Here is a 17723-nt window from a genome sequence, read left to right as displayed (position 1 = left end):
ACCCGGGCCCGGGTCTGATCCCTTTCCGCTGGAATGGGCTCTGACCCGGCTGTAGCCGACGCTGTTACAGCGGCCGTGCCGGATCCACCAGCCCGTACTGGCTGGCCATGCGCGCCAGCGCGATGTTGTCGCTGATCCCCATCTTCTCGAACAACCGCGCCTTGTGCGTGTTCACCGTCTTCGCGCTCAGGCTCAGGCGCCGCGCGATGTCTTCCTGGCGCAGGCCCTGGGTCAGCAGCAGCGCCACTTCCAGCTCGCGCGGCGACAGCGTATCGAACGGCGAGGCATTGCCTTCCACCGTGGACAGCGCCAGGTTCTGCGCGATGCTGGTGCCCAGGTAACGGCGCCCGGCCGCCACGTCACGCACCGCACGCAGCAGCTCCTGCGCATCGCAGCCCTTGCCGATGTAGCCGGCGGCGCCCGCCTCCAGCAGTCGCTTCGGCAGCGGGCCGTCTTCCAGCACGGACACGATCACCACGCGCGTGGCGCGGTGGCCACGGACGATGCGCTCGGTCACTTCCATGCCACTGACGCCCGGCAGGTGCAGGTCGCACAGCACCACGTCCGGCAGCAGCTGGCGGATCTCGCGCAGGCCGTCCTCGCCGGTCTCCGCTTCGCCCACCACCTCGATGTCGGTTTCACCCGACAGGATCATCTTCATACCGGTGCGGACCAGCGCGTGGTCGTCCACCAGGTAGACTCGAATCGTCATTCACGTACCTCTTCGAATGCGGCCATTGCGGGCCACGCTAGGCAGGGCATCCGGGCACCGCAAGCACGATGACTGCGCAAAAACGGCAATCTGCCTTGCGCATCACATTCTTCGCACATCGATGTTGCCCCCTGTCCCACAGAACCCGTTACAACGAAACAACCTGCTGCTGCATGGACGTCCCCGAAGGGGCATCCACGTCACTCCCCTGTTGCGATCGCTTCGCTGGCCGCTGCTGGCGGCGAACCGCGGTGTCGCCAAGGTTGCCGGCGACTGAACATGACCAGATAGCACCCTACCACCCAAACCAGCGCCGCACACCATCCGGCGAGGATATCGGAGGGGTAATGCACCCCCAGGTAGACCCGCGAGAGGCTGACCAGCAGGCTGAACAGCGGCGCCAGCACCAGCACCGGCCAGCGCCAGCGGGTGTTCCACGCCAGCAGCACCAGGGTCGCGGCCAGGGTCATGGTGCCCATCGCGTGCCCGCTGGGGAAGCTGAACGTCGATTCCGGCGCGATCGATTCCCACAGGCTGGGGCGGTCGCGCTGGAAGAACTGCTTGCTGCCCATGTTCAGCAGCGCCGAGCCGACGAAGCACACGGCCACGAAGGTCGCCTCGCGCCAGCGCCGCCGCCACAGCAGCGCGCCGACGATCAGCACGTCCGCCGGAATCAGGAACCATTCGTAGCCCAGTTTCGACAACAGCACGAAGCAGCGGTCCAGCCACGGCGAATGCAGCCCGTGCATCTGCCACAGCAGCGGGGCGTCGAAATGGAACGACTCGAACTCGTGCACTTCATCGGCCAGGGCGACGAAGCCGGCCAGCGGCAGCAGCACGCCGGCAAACAGCAGCACCAGGCGCCACGTATTGCGCCCCATCCAGTGTCGGAAGCCGGACGCCGGTTCCGGCGCGGCCAGGATCGCCGGCTTACCCGGCGATCCGGACATACTTCTGTTCGACGTAGTCGTCGATCAGGGCAACGAATTCCTGGGCGATGTTGTCGCCACGCAGGGTCACCTTCTTCTCGCCGTCGACGAACACCGGCGCGGCCGGCGTTTCGCCGGTACCCGGCAGGGAAATGCCGATGTTGGCGTGGCGCGACTCACCCGGACCATTGACGATGCAACCCATTACCGCCAGGATCATGTTCTCGGCACCCGGGTGCTGCACCTTCCAGACCGGCATCTTCTCGCGCACGTGGTTCTGCACGACCTTGGCCAGTTCCTGGAAGAACTCGGAGGTGGTGCGGCCGCAGCCCGGGCAGGCGGTGACCAGCGGGGTGAAGGCGCGCTGGCCGGTGGTCTGCAGCAGTTCCTGGGCGACGATCACTTCCTGCGTACGCGACTGGCCCGGCTCGGGCGTCAGCGAAATGCGGATGGTGTCACCAATACCTTCCTGCAGCAGCACGCTCAGCGCCGCCGCCGAAGCGACGATGCCCTTGCTGCCGATGCCGGCTTCGGTCAGGCCCAGGTGCAGGGCGAAATCCGAACGCTGGGCCAGGTCGCGGTACACCGCGATCAGTTCCTGCACGCCGCTGACCTTGGCCGAAAGAATGATGCGATCGCGCGGCAGGCCGATCTCCACCGCCTGCTCGGCCGAATCCAGCGCCGAACGGATCAGCGCCTCGCGCAGCACGCGGCCGGCGTCCCAGGGCTGTTCGCGGTGGTTGTTCTCGTCCATCAGCTTCGCCGCCAGGGCCTGGTCCAGCGAGCCCCAGTTGGCACCGATGCGCACCGGCTTGTTGTAGCGGATGGCGAACTCGATCAACTGGGCGAACTGCAGGTCCTTCTTCTTGCCGAAGCCGACGTTGCCCGGATTGATGCGGTACTTGGCCAGCGCTTCGGCGCAGGCCGGCTCGGCCGTCAGCAGCTGGTGGCCGTTGTAGTGGAAGTCACCGATCAGCGGCACGTCGATGCCCATCATCGCCAGCTTGTCGACGATGCGCGGGATGGCCGCGGCCGCCTCGACAGTGTTGACGGTCAACCGCACCATTTCCGAACCGGCCCGCCACAACTCGGCCACCTGCTTCACGCTGGAGGCGACGTCGGAGGTGTCGGTGTTGGTCATCGACTGCACCACCACGGGCTTGCCGCCACCTACGGTGACCCCGCCGATCTGGACGGCATGGGTCTGGCGACGGGACCAGGCGGTGGCATCGGAGGGTTGGGTCGGGCGGGTGACGGCGTCGTGCATGGGCGCATTCTACCGCCCGGCCCTGCATTCCGGGCGATTCCCATTCAGCCGTCGGCACGACTGCGGCCGATTGTCGCAGGCAGGTTGCCCGGTGAACGCATACGATGGTCGGGCATGACCGGTCCCGACGCCCCCTTCCTACGCACCCTGTGCAGCCTGCGCTGGCTGGCCGTGGCCGGCCAGGCCGCGACGATCCTGGTCGCCACCTGGGTCCTCGGCCTGCCGCTGCCGCAGCTGCCGCTGTGGGCGGGCGTGGCCGTGCTGGCCGCGTTCAACCTGTATACGCAGCTGCGCCCGGAACCGGACGATACCGCGCCGCTGACCGCGTTCGGCCACATCCTGGTCGACGTCATCATCCTGACCTGGATGGTCGGCTGGAGTGGCGGCATCGCCAACCCCTTCGGCTCGCTGTTCCTGATCCTGATTGCCTTGGCCGCCTTCGCCCTGCCCCTGCGCTGGGCCCTGGCGGTGGCCACCGCCTGCCTGCTCGGCTACGCCGCCAGCGGCCTGTTCGGGCAACCGCTGCCGAGCGGCTACTTCCGCGCACTCGATCTCAACCGCTGGGGCGTGGTCGCCAACTTCCTGCTGTCGGCGGCGGTGGTGCTGACCTTCTCGACCCGCCTGGCGATGGCCCTGCGTGTGCGCGAGCTGGAACTGTCAGCGCTGCGCGAGCGTTTCGCCCGCAACGAAGGCATCGTCGCCCTGGCCACCCATGCGGCCTCGGTGGCGCACGAGCTGAACACCCCGCTGGCGACCATGACCCTGCTCGCCGACGATGTGGCCGAGCGCAGCGAAGAACCGGAAGTACGCGAGGACATGGAAACCCTGCGCGAGCTGCTGGTGCAGTGTCGTGAGCGCGTGCTGGCGCTGGCTGCACCGGCCTCCACCGACGGCCCCGGCCGCAGCCACTCCAGCGCCCAGCAGGTGCTGGAACAGTGGCGGCTGGTGCGCCCGACCATCGACCTGCACCGCAATGACGATGCACCGCTGCGCCTGCCGCTGGACCCCGGCGTCGGCCACCTGCTGATGGTGCTGCTGAACAACGCTGCCGATGCCGGCGAACAGGCCGGGCGATCGCGCGTGGACCTGGAGCTGCGGATCGACGGCGAGGATCTGATCGGCGAAGTGCGCGACTACGGCCATGGCTTCAACGCGCGCGCCGCGGTGCTGCCGGGCAAGCTGTTCGGCAGCAGCAAGAGTGAGGGCATGGGCGTCGGCCTGGCCCTGTCCCACGCCACCATCGAACGCCTGCAGGGCGAGATGTGGATGCGCCCGGCGCAAGGCGCCGGCAGCCGCGTCGGCTTCCGCCTGCCCCTGGCTCCCCACGAGGAAACCCCATGACTGCCTCAACCCTCGGCCTGCTGGTCGACGACGACGAACTGTACCTGCGCACGCTGCAGCGCAGCCTGGCCCGCAAGGGGCTGGAGACGCAGACCGCGCAGGATGCCGCCAGCGCGCTGGCCCTGGCCCGCCAGCACCCGCCCGCGTTCGCCTTGATCGACCTGAAGCTGGGCAGCGATTCCGGGCTGGCGTTGATCCAGCCATTGCGCGCCCTGCGTGCGGACATGCGGATCCTGCTGGTAACCGGCTACGCCAGCATCGCCACCGCGGTGGAGGCGATCAAGCTGGGTGCGGATGATTACCTGCCGAAACCGGCGACGGTGCCGATGATCCTGCGTGCACTGGGCGAGGAAGATGACGGCCCGGCCGATGACGGCGAAATGGAAGTGCCCGACGCGATGACGCCGATCAGTCGCCTGCAGTGGGAACACATCCAGCAGGCGATGCACGAGACCGGCGGCAATGTGTCGGCCGCCGCGCGCCTGCTGGGAATGCACCGGCGCTCGCTGCAGCGCAAGCTGGCCAAGCGGCCGAGCCCGGAACGCGACCCGAGCCGCTGACGCGGCGCCGCCCTGCCCCGGTAGTGCCGGCCGCTGGCCGGCAAACCCATGAACGACGGAAGCATCGCCTGGATGCCGGCCAGCGGCCGGCACTACCAGAGCGTCAGCCCTTCAGCTGCGCCAGGATCTCGCGGGTCATCGGATCGGCAATCGCCACATCCTCGCCCTGCAGCGCCGGCAGCAGGCCGCTGGCCAGCTGCTTGCCCAGCTCGACACCGAACTGGTCGAAGGCGTTGATGTTCCAGATGACCGACTGCACGTACACGGCGTGTTCGTACATGGCGATCAGCGCGCCCAGCGCCTGCGGGGTCAGCGCGTCGAGCAGGATCAGCGTGCTCGGGCGGCCACCCGGGTAATCGCGGTGCGGGTCATCGCTGCCCTGGCCGTTGGCCAGCGCCTCGGTCTGCGCCAGCAGGTTGGCCAGCAGCGCCTGGTGGTTGACCGTGTACGGATCATCGTTGTGCACGCAGCCGATGAAGTCGGCCGGGATGATGCTGGTGCCCTGGTGCAGCGCCTGGAAGAAGCTGTGCTGCACATCGGTGCCCGCCCCGCCCCACCACACCGGCACGGTGTCGGTGGTGACCGGCTGGCCGTCACGCTGCACGCGCTTGCCCAGGCTTTCCATCACCAGCTGCTGCAGGTAGGCCGGCAGCAGCGCCAGGCGCTGGTCATAGGTCATCACCGCGTGCGTGGCATGGCCCAGCACGTTGCGGTTCCAGATGTCGGTCAGGCCGTGCAGCACCGGCAGGTTGCGCTCCAGCGGCGCGTCCAGCGCGTGCGCATCCATCTGCGCGGCACCGTCCAGCAGCTGCTCGAAACGCTCGAAACCAATCGCCAGTGCGATCGGGAAACCGACCGCCGACCACAGCGAATAACGGCCACCCACCCAGTCCCACATCGGCAGCACGCGATCGGCGGCGATGGCGAAGGCCTTGGCCGCACGCTCGGGGTTGGCGCTGACCGCGTACAGGCGCTCGCTGCCACCCAGCCAGTCGTGCAGGATCTGCCCGTTGAGCAGGGTTTCCTGGGTACCGAAGGTCTTGGAAATGAGGATGCCGGCGGTCTTCGCCGGATCCAGCGTGGCCAGCGTGCGCTGCATGGCGGCGCCGTCCACGTTCGACACGAAATGCACGCGCAGGCGCGCACCGGTCACCGGGCGCAGCGCATCGGCCACCAGGCGCGGGCCCAGATCGGAACCGCCGATGCCGACGCTGACCACGTCGGTCACGCCGCTGTCTTCCAGCACGCGCACCAGCACGCCCATGCGCTGGCGGATTTCGCGCGCGGTGGCATAGGCCTCGGCCGCCACCGGCGCATCGACCCCGTCGCCACGCAGCGCGGTGTGCAGCGCGGCGCGGCCTTCAGTCAGGTTGACCTGCTCGCCGCGGAACAGGCGGGTGATGGCACCGCCGACATCACGGTCGGCGGCGAGTGCCAGCAACGCCTGCAGCGCCGCGGCATCGTATTTCTGCCGGGCGAAATTGACGTACAACGGACCGACCCGCAGCGCCAGGTCCTGCACGCGGCCGGGTTCGGCGGCGAGGAGGCTGGGGATGCTTGCGCCCTCCAGGCGCTGGGCGTGGGAATGCAGCGAGTCGAATCCGTTGTTCGTTGTCATGCGGCCTGGGTCGGGATCGTGTCGTTGGTGTGGGTGATCTGGTTGTTGCCGTCCACGTACACCAGCTTCGGCTTGAAGCTGTCGGCTTCCTGCTCGGTCATGCTGGCGAACGCAGCGATGATGATGATGTCACCGACCTGCACGTGGCGTGCAGCGCCACCGTTGAGCGACACCACGCCGCTGCCGGCTTCGGCACGGATGGCGTAGGTCGAGAAGCGCGCACCGTTGGTCACGTCCCAGATGTGCACCTGCTCGAACTCGCGGATGCCCGTGGCAGCCAGCAGGTTGTCGTCGATGGCGATCGAGCCTTCGTAGTTCAGCTCGGAATGGGTAACGGTGGCGCGGTGGATCTTGGTCTTCAGCAGGGACAGATGCATGGCACGGCACAACGCAAAGGAAAGCGGGGATTCTAGCACCCGCGCAGCGCGGGGCATCACGGCCGGCAACCTGTTCAGGTAGCGGGCTGGACGTGAGGTCAGAGCCCTTTCCCACCGGGAAAGGGATCCGACCCCGCAGGCATCAGAATTCCAGATTGTCGATCAACCGGGTGCTGCCCAGGCGGGCAGCGATCAGCGCCACCCGGCCGCCGCCGTCGAAGGTCGGCTCGGCCAGCTCGGGGGTGCGCAGCACCGCGTAGTCCACCTGGAAGCCGGCCGCCTGCAGCGCGGCGGTGGCATCGGCCTCGATCTGCGCACGCGTCTGCCCGGCCACATAGCCCTCGCGCATGCCCAGCAGGGTGCGGTGGATGGTGGAGGCGAGCGGGCGCTGGCTGGCATCCAGGTACTGGTTGCGCGAGCTCTTGGCCAGGCCATCGTCGTCACGCACGATCTCGGCACCGACGATCTGGATCGGGAACGACAGCTCGGCCACCATCTGCTTGATCACGGCCAGCTGCTGGTAGTCCTTGCGGCCGAACACGGCCACGTCCGGCTGCACCTGCAGGAACAGGCGCGCGACCACCGTGCAGACGCCATCGAAGTGGCCGGGGCGGCTGGCGCCCTCCAGTACTTCGCTCACGCCCGGGGCGTGCATCTGCGTGGTCTTGTCCACGCCCAGCGGGTACATCGCCTCGACGCTGGGCAGCCACACCGCATCGCAGCCGACCTGCTCCAGCCCGGCCACGTCGGCCTCGGGCGTGCGCGGGTAGCGGCTGAAGTCTTCATTCGGCCCGAACTGGGTCGGGTTGACGAAGATGCTGGCCACGACCTTGTCGGCGTACTGCCGCGCCAGCGTCACCAGCGAATGGTGGCCACCGTGCAGGTTGCCCATGGTCGGCACCAGCGCCACGCGCAGGCCCTGCTGCTTCCACTGTGCGATCTGCTCGCGCAGCGCGCCGAGCTCGTTGAAGGTCTGGATCATTGGGCGTAGGCGTGCTGTTCGTCGGGGAAGCTGCCGTCGCGCACGGCGTCGGCATAGGCGCGGGTGGCACCGGCCACCGAACCGCCTTCGGCCAGGAAGTCCTTGACGAACTTCGGACGGCGGTGGCCGCTGTCCAGGCCGATGAAATCGTGCATCACCAGCACCTGGCCATCGCACTGCGGGCCGGCACCGATGCCGATGGTCGGCACGCTGACGGCTGCGGTCACTTCGGCGGCCACCGGGGTCGGCATGCATTCGAGCACGATCAGCGCGGCACCGGCGGCAGCCACGGCCTTGGCGTCTTCCACCAGCTGGCGCGCGGCATCGCCACGGCCCTGGATCTTGAAGCCGCCCAGGCGCAGCACCGACTGCGGGGTCAGGCCCAGGTGCGAACAGACCGGAATCTCGCGCTCGACCAGGTAGCGCACGATGTCGACCTTGAAGCCGGCACCTTCGATCTTGACCATCTCGGCGCCGGCCTGCAGCAGCTGCAGCGAAGCCTCCAGCGCGCGCTCGGGGGTGGCGTCGGCGCCGAACGGCAGGTCGGCCACCAGCAGCGCACGCTGCAGCACGCGGGACACCGCACGGGTGTGATAGACCATGTCGGCGACGGTCACCGGCAGGGTCGAATCATGGCCCTGCACGACCATGCCCAGCGAATCGCCGATCAGGATCAGGTCCACGCCATTGGCGTCGAACGTACGGGCAAAGCTGGCGTCGTAAGCGGTCAACATGACCAGCTTCTGGCCATTGCGCTTGGCTTCGGCCAGTGCGGGAACGGTCCAGGGCTTGCTGTCTGCGTGGGTGCTCATGTGCTGATAACCGGGGGAGATAACCCGGTCATTATCACCCTATCGGCGCGATCCCGCAGGCATCGACCCGCACCACTGCATCCTGCACGCGTCCATGCCCGGGAATGGCCAGATCCGGTGCGATCTCGGCCAACGGCACCAGCACGAAGGCGCGTTCGTGCAGGTAGGGATGCGGTACCTGCAGGCCGGGCTCATCCAGCACCTGGTCGCCGTACAACAGCAGGTCCAGGTCGAGCGCGCGCGGGCCCCAGTGCACGGCGGGGTCGCGCACGCGGCCGAACTGCTGTTCCAGCGCGAGCATCGCCTGCAGCAGATCGCCGGCGGCCAGGGTGGTCTCGACCCCGGCAACCGCGTTGACGAACGGCGGCTGGTCTTCGTTGCCCCAGGCCGGCGTGGCGTACAGGGGCGAGGCCTGCCGCAGCTGCGTGCCGGGCAGGCCATCCAGCGCGGCGATGGCCGCGCGGACGGTGGTGACCGCGTCACCCAGGTTGGCCCCCAGGCCGATCCAGGCAAGGGTCATGGCTTACTCGGCGGCGCCGCCGGCGGCAGCACCGGTGCGACGACGACGGCGGCGACGCTTGCGCGGTGCCCCACCCTCTTCGTCCCCGCCCTCGGTGTGGATGGCATCCAGCGAGGATTCCAGCTCATGCCCGGACTGCGCCTGTGCTTCGCGCCAGAACGCCACGTCGGCTTCGTGCTCGGCCGAGGCGACCTGGCGCAGGGCCAGGAAGTCGAACGCGGCGCGGAAGCGCGGATGGGTGAGCGTGCGGAACACGCGCTTGCGCTGGCGCGAGCTGAAGCGCGACTGCAGCAGCCAGATTTCCTGCATCGGCAGCGAGAAGCGGCGCGGCAGGGCGATGGTGCTCAGCTGCTGCACGGTGACCCGGTCCGCGGCGCGGCGCTGCGCCTCTTCCGGGGCGACACCCTGCTTGAGCAGGCTGGCCTGGGCACGGCAGTACGCCGGCCACAGCAGCAGTGCGAACAGGAACGCCGGCGAGACCGGCTCGTCGTTGGCCACGCGCGCATCGGTGTTGGCCAGGCCTTCCACCAGCATGCGGCGCAGCGCACCGGTACGGTTGGACTTGAGGGCCTTGGCGCTTTCGGGGAACAACACGTCGAACAGGCCGTAACGTTCCAGGCCTTCGAAGCTGGCGACGCCGTGCCCGGACAGGAAAAGCTTCAGCACTTCCTCGAACAGGCGCGCCGGGGCGGCCTCGTTGAGCAGGTTGGCCAGGTGCGGGATCGGCGCGGCGGTGCCTTCTTCAATCTGGAAGCCGAGCTTGGCGGCCAGGCGCACCGCACGCAGCATGCGCACCGGGTCTTCCTGGTAGCGCTGCACCGGATCGCCGATGAGCTTCATCAGGCGCGCCTGCACGTCTTCGAAGCCGCCGGTGTAGTCGCGCACCGAGAAATCCTCGATGGCGTAGTACAGGGCGTTGCAGGTGAAGTCGCGGCGGACGGCATCGTCTTCGATGGTGCCGTACACGTTGTCGCGCACGAGCATGCCGTTTTCCATTTCGCGGTCGCCGCTGCCGTCATCGCTGTTGGCGCGGAAGGTAGCGACTTCGATGATCTCGCGGCCGAAGACCACGTGGGCCAGGCGGAAACGGCGGCCGATCAGGCGGCAGTTGCGGAACAGCTGCTTGACCTGTTCGGGCGTGGCGTCGGTGGCCACGTCGAAATCCTTGGGGCGGCCATTGACCAGCAGATCGCGCACGGCGCCGCCGACAAGGTAGGCGCCGAAGCCGGAATCGCGCAGGCGGTACAGCACGCGCAGAGCGTTCGGGCTGATGTCCTTGCGGGAGATCGTGTGCTGGTCGCGCGGGATGACGCGCAGGCTGAACGGTGATGGAGCAGAGGAATTGATGTTGGCGCTTCCGGTTGAAGTTTCGGGATTGCCCAATGGCATCGAGGTGCATATACTAGCGCTCCTGCCTCGGCAGCGACAATTTTATGCTCCCTTCGTCTAGTGGTTAGGACGTGGCCCTCTCAAGGCTAAAACAGGGGTTCGAGTCCCCTAGGGAGCACCAGTCGCAGCAGCAGGAACCGAAAAAGCCCGCCTTCGTGCGGGCTTTTCCGTTTTCCGGGGTTTGTGGCTTCGGGTGCTTGGTCGCTGTGGCGCCTCCCTGCTCCTGCGCTTGAGGGGGCGGGCCACCCTGGCCTGGACACGCAAAAGCCCTTCCATGGTGCTCGATGGCGCCATCCATGGCGCCAACGGTCCAGGCCAGGGTGGCCCGCCCCCTCCTGACAGTTTCCCGCGACGGCGGCAAGAACAGCCTCGCTCCTCCGCAGCTAATTCAACTCCGACGCGCAGACCTGCGTCCGCCACCCGCAATGTGTGGAGAGGCGGCAGGCCAGCCGATCCAGGACCGTTGGCGCCATGGATGGCGCCATCGAGCCCCCATGGGTGAGGACGCTTTGCTTGCGAAGCACTGCTTCGCAAGCGCCCGAACGCACAGCCGCCAGCGGCTGGGCCGGACCCGGAGGGGGGTTCACGGCGTGTCCTGGATCGGCTGGCCTGCCGCCTCCCCCACGGAGAAAGGAGGCGCTGAAACGCAGACCCGCCGTCAGCCTTCCATCTGCTCCAGTTCCTTGCCCTTGGTTTCGCGCACGTAGCGGACCACGAAGAAGATGGAGAGGAAGGCGGCGACGGTATAGATGCCGTAGGCGCCGGCCAGGCCGATGCCGGCCAGCAGCATCGGGAAGGTGACCGTGATGGCGAAGTTCGACGTCCACTGCGCCGCGCCGGCCACCGCCAGCGCCGAGCCGCGGATCTGGTTCGGGAACATCTCGCCCAGCATCACCCACATCACCGGGCCCCACGACATGTTGAAGAACACCACGTAGACGTTGGCCGCCACCAGCGCCAGCCGGCCCATGCCGTCGGACAGCTGCAGCCTGCCATCGACCAGACTGCCGCTGGCAAAGGCCACCACCATCAGCGCCAGCGCAATGGCCATGCCGACCGAACCGACCCACAGCAGCGGCTTGCGGCCGATGCGGTCGATCAGCAGCACCGTCACCAGGCAGGCACCGATGCTCAGCGCGCCGGACAGCACGTTGATCAGCAGCGCATCGTTCTCCGAGAAGCCCACCGCCTGCCACAGCACCGCGCCGTAGTAGAACACCACGTTGATGCCCACCAGCTGCTGCAGCACCGCCAGGCCGATACCCACCCAGACGATGCTGCGCAGGCGCCCGGTGGTCTTGTCCTTCAGGTCGGCAAAGCTCGGCCGGTGCTGGTCCTGGGCCAGGCTGCCCTCGATCTCGCTGCGCTTGGTGCGGGCCTCGGCCGCGCCGTACAGCTTCACCAGCACCGCCTCGGCCTGCGCCTGGCGCCCCTTGGCGACCAGGAAGCGCGGGCTTTCCGGGATGGCCAGCAACAGCACCAGGAACAGCAGCGACGGAATCGCCTGCATCCAGAACATCCAGCGCCACGCCTCCTGCCCCAGCCACAGCACCTCGGTGGAGGCACCGGCGGCGCGGGCCAGCAGGAAGTTACTGAGGAAGGCCGCGAACAGGCCGCTGATGATCGCCATCTGCTGCACCGTGGCCAGCTTGCCGCGGTAGCGCGCCGAGGCCACTTCGGCGATGTAGGCCGGCGACATCACGCTGGCCGCGCCCACCGCGAAGCCGCCGACCATGCGCGCGGCCACGAACAGCCACGAGGCATGCGCCGCGCCGGCACCCAGCGCCGACAGCAGGAACAGCACCGCCGAGATGATCAGCACGCTGCGCCGGCCCAGCAGGTCACCCAGGCGCCCGGCCACGAACGCGCCGATCGCGCAGCCCAGCAGCATCGATGCCACCTCGAAGCCCAAGGCCGCCTCGCTGGAATTGAACGCCTGGCGCAGGCCGTCGACCGTACCGTTGATCACGCCACTGTCGAAGCCGAACAGGAAGCCACCGAGGGTGGCCACGCAGCTGATCAGGACGATGAAGGCGGTGTTTTCGCCGCGCGTGCCGGCGTTTGCAGGAATCGCTGTGGACATTGGGTCTTCCGCGAAAGAGGTGGGCCGGCCGCTCAGCGCAGCAGGTACTGGTTCAGCAGGTTCTCATAGGCTTCCTGCCGGCCGCTACGCTGGCGCGGTTCGCCAGCCTGCTGGGCGTGGGCGCAGAGGTCGTCCAGGCTGAGCTGGCCGGCGGCGAAGGCCTGCCCCGGGCCGTGGTCGAAGCTGGCATAGCGCTCGCGCCGCCAGGTCTCCAGCGGCGAGGCCTGCAGCAGCGCATGGGCCACTTCCAGGCCGCGGGCGAAGGCATCCATGCCGCCGATATGGGCCAGGAACAGGTCCTGCGGGTCGGTCGACTCGCGGCGCACCTTGGCATCGAAGTTCAGGCCGCCATGGCCCAGCCCGCCCTGCCGCAGCACCACCAGCATGGCGCCGACGGTGTCGTAGAGGTCGGTCGGGAACTGGTCGGTGTCCCAGCCGTTCTGCGGGTTGCCGCGGTTGGCGTCGATGCTGCCCAGCAGGCCGGCATCGGCGGCCACCTGCAGGTCGTGGGCAAAGGTATGGCCGGACAGGGTGGCGTGGTTGGCCTCGATGTTCAGCTTGAAATCGCCGTCCAGCCCGTGCTCGCGCAGGAAGCCGACCACGGTGGCACTGTCGAAGTCGTACTGGTGGTGCATCGGCTCCATCGGCTTGGGCTCGATCAGGAACGTGCCCTGGAAGCCGATGCTGCGGCCGTGGTCGCGGGCGGCGGCAAGGAACCGGGCCAGGTGCGCCTGTTCGCGCTTCATGTCGGTGTTGAGCAGGCAGGCATAGCCTTCGCGGCCACCCCAGAACACGTAGTTGCTGCCGCCCAACGCCACGGTGGCCTCCAGCGCCGCACGCACCTGCACCGCCGCGCGCGCCACCACCGCGAAATCCGGGTTGGTGGCCGCGCCATTCATGTAGCGCGGGTGCGAGAACAGGTTGGCCGTGCCCCACAGCAGCTGCATGCCGGTCTGCTGCTGGCGCTGGCTGGCCAGCTCGACCATGTGCGCGAGGTTGGCGCGGTACTCGCCGATGTCGTCCGCGTCCGGCGCCAGGTCCACGTCATGGAAGCACCAGTACGGCACGCCCAGCTTGGTGAAGAACTCGAAGGCGGCATCGCAGCGCGCCTCGGCACGGGCCAGCGCGGTATCGCCGTGGTCCCACGGATAGGCACGGGTACCCGGCCCGAACGGGTCCTGGCCGGCGCCGCAGAAGCTGTGCCAGTAGGCCACGGCAAAGCGCAGGTGCTCGGCCATGCTGCGCCCGCCGATCTGCTTCTGTGCGTCGTAGACCTTGAAGGCCAGGGGGTTGTCGGAGTCGCGACCCTCGAAGGGAATGCGACCGATGCCGGGGAAGTACTCACGCTGACCTACATGGAACGGGGTTGCCATGGACGATGCTTCCTTCTTCGGGATCAGGGCAGGCGCTGCTGGAACAGCGGCGTCAACGCCTGCAGGTGGTGGACGAAACGCTGGTAACCGGCCTCGTACGCGGCCGCGCGGGTGGGATCGGGCTGGGCGGCCAAAGCGGGGTCGAACTGCAGGTGCGCATCGACCAAGTCGGCCAGCGCCTGGCCCTGCCCTTCGCACAGCCACAGCGCCTGCAGCGCGGCCCCGAAGGCGGCGCCTTCGGCCTGCACCGGCACGGCCACCGGCAGCTGGAACAGATCGGCGATCAACTGGCGCCAGGCCGGGCTGTTGGCACCGCCCCCGGTCAGCACCAGGCGCTGCCCGCGCAGGCCGCCTTCAACCAGCGCGTCGTAGCCGAGGCGCAGGCTGTAGCTGGCGCCTTCCATCGCGGCGCGGTAGAGGTTGGCCGGGGTCAGGTTGTGCAGGTCCAGCCCATGCAGGGCGCCGCGCGCCAGCGGCAGGTCCGGGCTGCGCTCGCCATTGAAGAACGGCAGCATCACCAGCCCATCGGCGCCGGGCGCGCTCTGCGCCAGCAGGGTTTCGCATTGCGCCGGCGACTGCCCCAACAGTGCGGCCGTCTGGCCGGTGGCGACCGTGCAGTTCATCGTGCAGATCAGCGGCAGCCAACCGCCATCGGAAGCGCAGAACGCGGCCCAGCGCCCCTGCGCATCCACGCAGGGCGTGGCGCGCCAGGCGAACAGCGTGCCCGAAGTGCCCAGGCTCATGCTCAACCGCCCCTCGCGCACCGCGCCGGTGCCGATGGCCGCCATCATGTTGTCGCCGCCGCCGACCGCCACGCGGGTATCGGCCGGCAGCCCCAGCAGCGCGGCGATCGCCGGCAGCAGGGAGAAGCCCTGTTCCGGGCCCACCAACGGCGGCAGCAGCGCGGCCAGGTCACGCCGGTCGTCGGTGGCGGCCAGCATCGCCGGCGACCAGTCGCGCCGGCGCACATCCAGCCAGCCGGTGCCGGAGGCATCACCGGCCTCCATGAAGCGCTGGCCGGTCAGCCATAGATTCAGGTAGTCGTGCGGCAGGGCGATGCCATCCAGCGCGGCATCCACCTCCGGCCGGTGCTGCCGGGTCCAGCGCAGCTTGGAGGCCGTATAGCCCACCCGCAGGTCGTTGCCGGCTTCGGCAATGCAGGCCGCAGGCCCGCCCATGGCGGCGGTGATCGCCTCGCATTCGGCGCCGGTGCTGGTGTCACACCACAGCTTGACCGGGCCCAGCGCGCGGTTGTCGCGGCCCAGCGGGACGAAGCCGTGCTGCTGGCCGGACACCGCCAGCCCGCGCACCCGCGCCCGCACCGGCCCTGGCAGGGCCTGGATCGCCTCGACTAGCGCCTTCACCCAGTCGGCGGCGTTCTGTTCGCGGCCGCCATCGGCCGTCGCCGCCAGTTCCAGCGGCCGTGCCTGCTGCGCCAGCATCGTGCGTGCCGCCGCGTCGTAGGCGATCACTTTCACGCTCTGCGTGCCGGCGTCGATGCCCAGATACACGCTCATGCCCTGCCCGTCCCTGCGATCCGCACTGCTTCACCGCCAGATGTCCACCGATGGACATCGAGTCTGCCGGGGGCTTCCCCGGCTTGGCAATGTGCAGTGCCGCAAAGTGCTGCTGCGCGGTGGCCGCATGCCCTTGCCGCCTGTGCAGAATCGTCAGCGCGCAGGGTGCCGGTGCGTGCAACGGCAGCGCGCGCGTTCAACCTGTTCTAGAATTGTCCGCTTGAAGACGGATCTGCCTCCCCCCTTATGCCCTTTGTCGTCACCGAAAACTGCATCAAGTGCAAACACACCGATTGCGTGGAAGTGTGCCCCGTGGACTGCTTCCACGAAGGCCCGAACTTCCTGGTGATCGACCCGGACGAGTGCATCGACTGCACCCTCTGTGAGCCGGAGTGCCCGGTCAACGCGATCTTCCCGGAGGACGATGTCCCGGCCGGCCAGGAAGTGTTCGTGGGCCTCAATGCCGAGCTCGCCAAGGAGTGGCCGGTGCTGACCGTGCGCAAGGATCCGCCCGCCGATGCCGGCGAGTGGGACGGCAAGCCGGACAAGCTGCCGCTGCTGGAGCGCTGAGAAGCGCCTGCTGCGGCAACGAAAAGGGCGCCTTGCGGCGCCCTTTTTTGTGGGTCGGCGCCAACCAAGGTTGGCGACTACCAGAGCAGAAGGTAGCGCCGGGCCATGCCCGGCGGAACCTCCACCGGCGCTTACTGCGCCAGCTTCGCCTTCAGTGCGGCAATCAGCTTCACGGGGGCTTCGGCGGTGGCCGGCATGCCACGCGGGTCGACCGCGGAGATGTAGGCACCGGCATCGACGGCAACCACGCGGACCAGGAAGTTGCTGCCTTCATAGGCCACGTCGTAGGAGCCCAGCAGCTGCGCGCGGCTGGCGATGGTCACGCCTTCGACGCCTTCCAGCGCGGTGCCGACCTTGCCGAAAGCCTCTTCCTTGCTGCCCGGGATGGTGAAACCGCTGTTTCCAGCAGCCGGGGCGGCAGCGGCGGCCGGAGCAGCCGGAGCCGCCGGCTTGGTGGCCGAGCTCAGCGCCGGCACCTGGTTGCCACCGGCGCCTGCCGGGACGTTCAGATCCGGCGGCACTTCCAGCGGACGCATTTCGGGGGCCAGGGCGTAATCACCCTTGGCGCCGCGCTTGAAGCAGCCGGTGGTACCGGCAGCGACGGCGACGGCAAGCAGGGCGTAGGACAGCACGCGGACAGTGGAAACGGATTGACGCATGTGGATCTCCTGGATCAGGCCACGACAAAGGGTCAGTGGCTGGAAAGGGCTTCAAGGGCGGCGATGTCGCCGGCGAGATGGTCGGCCGCGGGCTGGTGTGCGGCCGAAAGCGGCAGCAGCGGCAGGCGCAGGTCATGGCCGATGCCGATGCGGCGCAGCAGCGCCTTGACCGGGATCGGGTTCGGCTCGACGCCGCAGAAATCATGGAACGGCTGCAGGCGCGCATCCCAGGCTTCGGTGGCGTCATGTTCGTGGGCGGCGGCCAGCGCGCACATGCGGCGGTAGGCACCGGGCAGCGCGTTGGAACCGACCGAGATCAGCCCGGCCATGCCGGCCTGGATCGAGCGGGCGGCGGTGCCGTCATCGCCACTGAGCACGGCGAACTCCGGACCGGCCAGGGCCAGCAGGGCCTGCACGCGCCCCATGTCGCCCACCGCTTCCTTGATGGCGACGATGTTCGGGTGGCTGGCGAGCTCGGCCACGGTCTCCGGCAGCATGTCGCAGCCGGTGCGGCCGGGCACGTTGTACAGCACCACCGGCAGGCCACCCTGGTCGGCCACGGCGCGGTAATGCGCGATCAGGCCGGCCTGGGTGGGCCGCACGTACGGCGGGGTCACCACCAGGGCATGGGTGGCGCCGAGCGCGGCGGCGCGGCGGGTCTGCTCGATGGTTTTGGCGGTGCCCGACAGGCCGGTGCCGGCCAGGACCGGGACACGGCCGGCGATGGTTTCGACCGCGCTGGCCAGCAGCTGGTCGTATTCGGCATCGGACAGGGTGGCGGCTTCGCCGGTCGAGCCGGCGACGACGACGCCTTGGACGCCGCCCTCCAGCTGCAGGTGCAGCAGGCGCTGCCAACCGTCGGGGTCGAGGGAGCCGTCGGCCCGGAACGGGGTCGCCAGCGCGGTGATGAGGCCGGAAAGGGACAAGGACGTGCTGCTCTTGGCTGGGGAGGGAAAACGCCCGCCACGACAGGCCGGGGGCACCTGAATGTTACTTGCGGCGCGAAAGCACGGG

Annotated in this window: 17 protein-coding genes and 1 tRNA gene; 4 read left to right on the top strand and 14 right to left on the bottom strand. The window is 68.7% G+C overall.

What is annotated here, in order from left to right:
- Positions 1-64 precede the first annotated feature (64 nt).
- The 3 genes from ACVOK1_RS06015 to ispG form a co-directional block, all read right to left on the bottom strand.
- On the bottom strand, positions 65-712 hold the full coding sequence (locus ACVOK1_RS06015; RefSeq protein ID WP_108768515.1) for a response regulator: 648 nt from the start codon (positions 710-712) through the stop codon (positions 65-67).
- 200 nt (positions 713-912) lie between these two features.
- Positions 913-1662 carry a phosphatase PAP2 family protein gene (locus ACVOK1_RS06010; RefSeq protein WP_481561424.1) on the bottom strand — a complete coding sequence of 250 codons (750 nt, stop codon included), beginning with the start codon at positions 1660-1662 and terminating at the stop codon, positions 913-915.
- Entirely contained in the window at positions 1643-2908 is a 1266-nt protein-coding gene (gene ispG / locus ACVOK1_RS06005) for a flavodoxin-dependent (E)-4-hydroxy-3-methylbut-2-enyl-diphosphate synthase (protein ID WP_481561423.1), read from the bottom strand. Before ispG ends, ACVOK1_RS06010 begins: the two co-directional genes overlap by 20 nt.
- 114 nt (positions 2909-3022) lie before the next feature.
- On the opposite strand from ispG, the gene ACVOK1_RS06000 reads away from it, so the two are divergent.
- Positions 3023-4249: an ATP-binding protein gene (locus tag ACVOK1_RS06000; protein ID WP_481561422.1), complete on the top strand. Its 1227-nt coding sequence runs from the start codon at positions 3023-3025 to the stop codon at positions 4247-4249.
- Positions 4246-4809 carry a response regulator transcription factor gene (locus ACVOK1_RS05995; protein ID WP_108768511.1) on the top strand — a complete coding sequence of 188 codons (564 nt, stop codon included), beginning with the start codon at positions 4246-4248 and terminating at the stop codon, positions 4807-4809. The genes ACVOK1_RS06000 and ACVOK1_RS05995 overlap by 4 nt, the downstream gene beginning before the upstream one ends.
- 103 nt (positions 4810-4912) lie before the next feature.
- Here ACVOK1_RS05995 and pgi read toward each other — a convergent pair whose 3' ends face one another.
- From pgi to pcnB, 6 genes are all read right to left on the bottom strand, one after another.
- Positions 4913-6427: a glucose-6-phosphate isomerase gene (gene pgi / locus ACVOK1_RS05990; protein WP_481561421.1), complete on the bottom strand. Its 1515-nt coding sequence runs from the start codon at positions 6425-6427 to the stop codon at positions 4913-4915.
- Complete coding sequence (gene panD, locus ACVOK1_RS05985) at positions 6424-6804, bottom strand: aspartate 1-decarboxylase (protein ID WP_006432456.1); 381 nt, start codon at positions 6802-6804, stop codon at positions 6424-6426. The genes pgi and panD overlap by 4 nt, the downstream gene beginning before the upstream one ends.
- Positions 6805-6946: 142 nt before the next feature.
- Positions 6947-7786, bottom strand: coding sequence for a pantoate--beta-alanine ligase (gene panC / locus ACVOK1_RS05980; protein ID WP_481561420.1), 840 nt, complete (start codon positions 7784-7786; stop codon positions 6947-6949).
- The gene (panB, locus tag ACVOK1_RS05975; protein ID WP_108768508.1) at positions 7783-8598 is read right to left on the bottom strand and encodes a 3-methyl-2-oxobutanoate hydroxymethyltransferase; all 816 of its coding nucleotides are present in this window, start codon (positions 8596-8598) and stop codon (positions 7783-7785) included. Before panB ends, panC begins: the two co-directional genes overlap by 4 nt.
- A 34-nt stretch (positions 8599-8632) precedes the next feature.
- A complete protein-coding gene (gene folK / locus ACVOK1_RS05970; RefSeq protein ID WP_481561419.1) occupies positions 8633-9118 on the bottom strand; it encodes a 2-amino-4-hydroxy-6-hydroxymethyldihydropteridine diphosphokinase in 486 nt (161 codons plus the stop codon).
- Between the two features lie 3 nt (positions 9119-9121).
- Positions 9122-10501, bottom strand: coding sequence for a polynucleotide adenylyltransferase PcnB (gene pcnB, locus ACVOK1_RS05965; protein WP_164075002.1), 1380 nt, complete (start codon positions 10499-10501; stop codon positions 9122-9124).
- A 52-nt stretch (positions 10502-10553) separates the two neighbouring features.
- On the opposite strand from pcnB, the gene ACVOK1_RS05960 reads away from it, so the two are divergent.
- Positions 10554-10628 (top strand) — tRNA-Glu (locus ACVOK1_RS05960).
- A 537-nt stretch (positions 10629-11165) separates the two neighbouring features.
- Here the strand turns inward: ACVOK1_RS05960 and ACVOK1_RS05955 are convergent.
- From ACVOK1_RS05955 to xylB, 3 genes are read right to left on the bottom strand one after another with little or no spacing between them, the layout of a single operon-like run.
- Positions 11166-12590: a sugar porter family MFS transporter gene (locus tag ACVOK1_RS05955; protein WP_108768505.1), complete on the bottom strand. Its 1425-nt coding sequence runs from the start codon at positions 12588-12590 to the stop codon at positions 11166-11168.
- 32 nt (positions 12591-12622) lie between these two features.
- On the bottom strand, positions 12623-13963 hold the full coding sequence (gene xylA / locus ACVOK1_RS05950; protein WP_481561418.1) for a xylose isomerase: 1341 nt from the start codon (positions 13961-13963) through the stop codon (positions 12623-12625).
- A gap of 23 nt (positions 13964-13986) precedes the next feature.
- A complete protein-coding gene (gene xylB / locus ACVOK1_RS05945) occupies positions 13987-15480 on the bottom strand; it encodes a xylulokinase (protein ID WP_481561416.1) in 1494 nt (497 codons plus the stop codon).
- A 246-nt stretch (positions 15481-15726) separates the two neighbouring features.
- Between xylB and fdxA the strand changes: the two genes are divergently transcribed.
- On the top strand, positions 15727-16050 hold the full coding sequence (gene fdxA, locus ACVOK1_RS05940) for a ferredoxin FdxA (RefSeq protein ID WP_079221482.1): 324 nt from the start codon (positions 15727-15729) through the stop codon (positions 16048-16050).
- 131 nt (positions 16051-16181) lie between these two features.
- Here the strand turns inward: fdxA and ACVOK1_RS05935 are convergent, their stop codons facing one another.
- Both ACVOK1_RS05935 and dapA read right to left on the bottom strand, forming a co-directional pair.
- Positions 16182-16709, bottom strand: a complete 528-nt coding sequence (locus ACVOK1_RS05935; RefSeq protein WP_108768502.1) for a hypothetical protein — start codon at positions 16707-16709, stop codon at positions 16182-16184.
- Positions 16710-16741: 32 nt separating this feature from the next.
- Positions 16742-17635, bottom strand: coding sequence for a 4-hydroxy-tetrahydrodipicolinate synthase (dapA, locus tag ACVOK1_RS05930; protein ID WP_481561415.1), 894 nt, complete (start codon positions 17633-17635; stop codon positions 16742-16744).
- Between the last annotated feature and the right edge of the window lie 88 nt (positions 17636-17723).

It is taken from the genome of Stenotrophomonas sp. STEN087 (assembly GCF_056759115.1).
The sequence above is the reverse complement of the archived record's forward strand: the minus strand, read 5'-3'. Positions and strand labels throughout refer to the sequence as shown.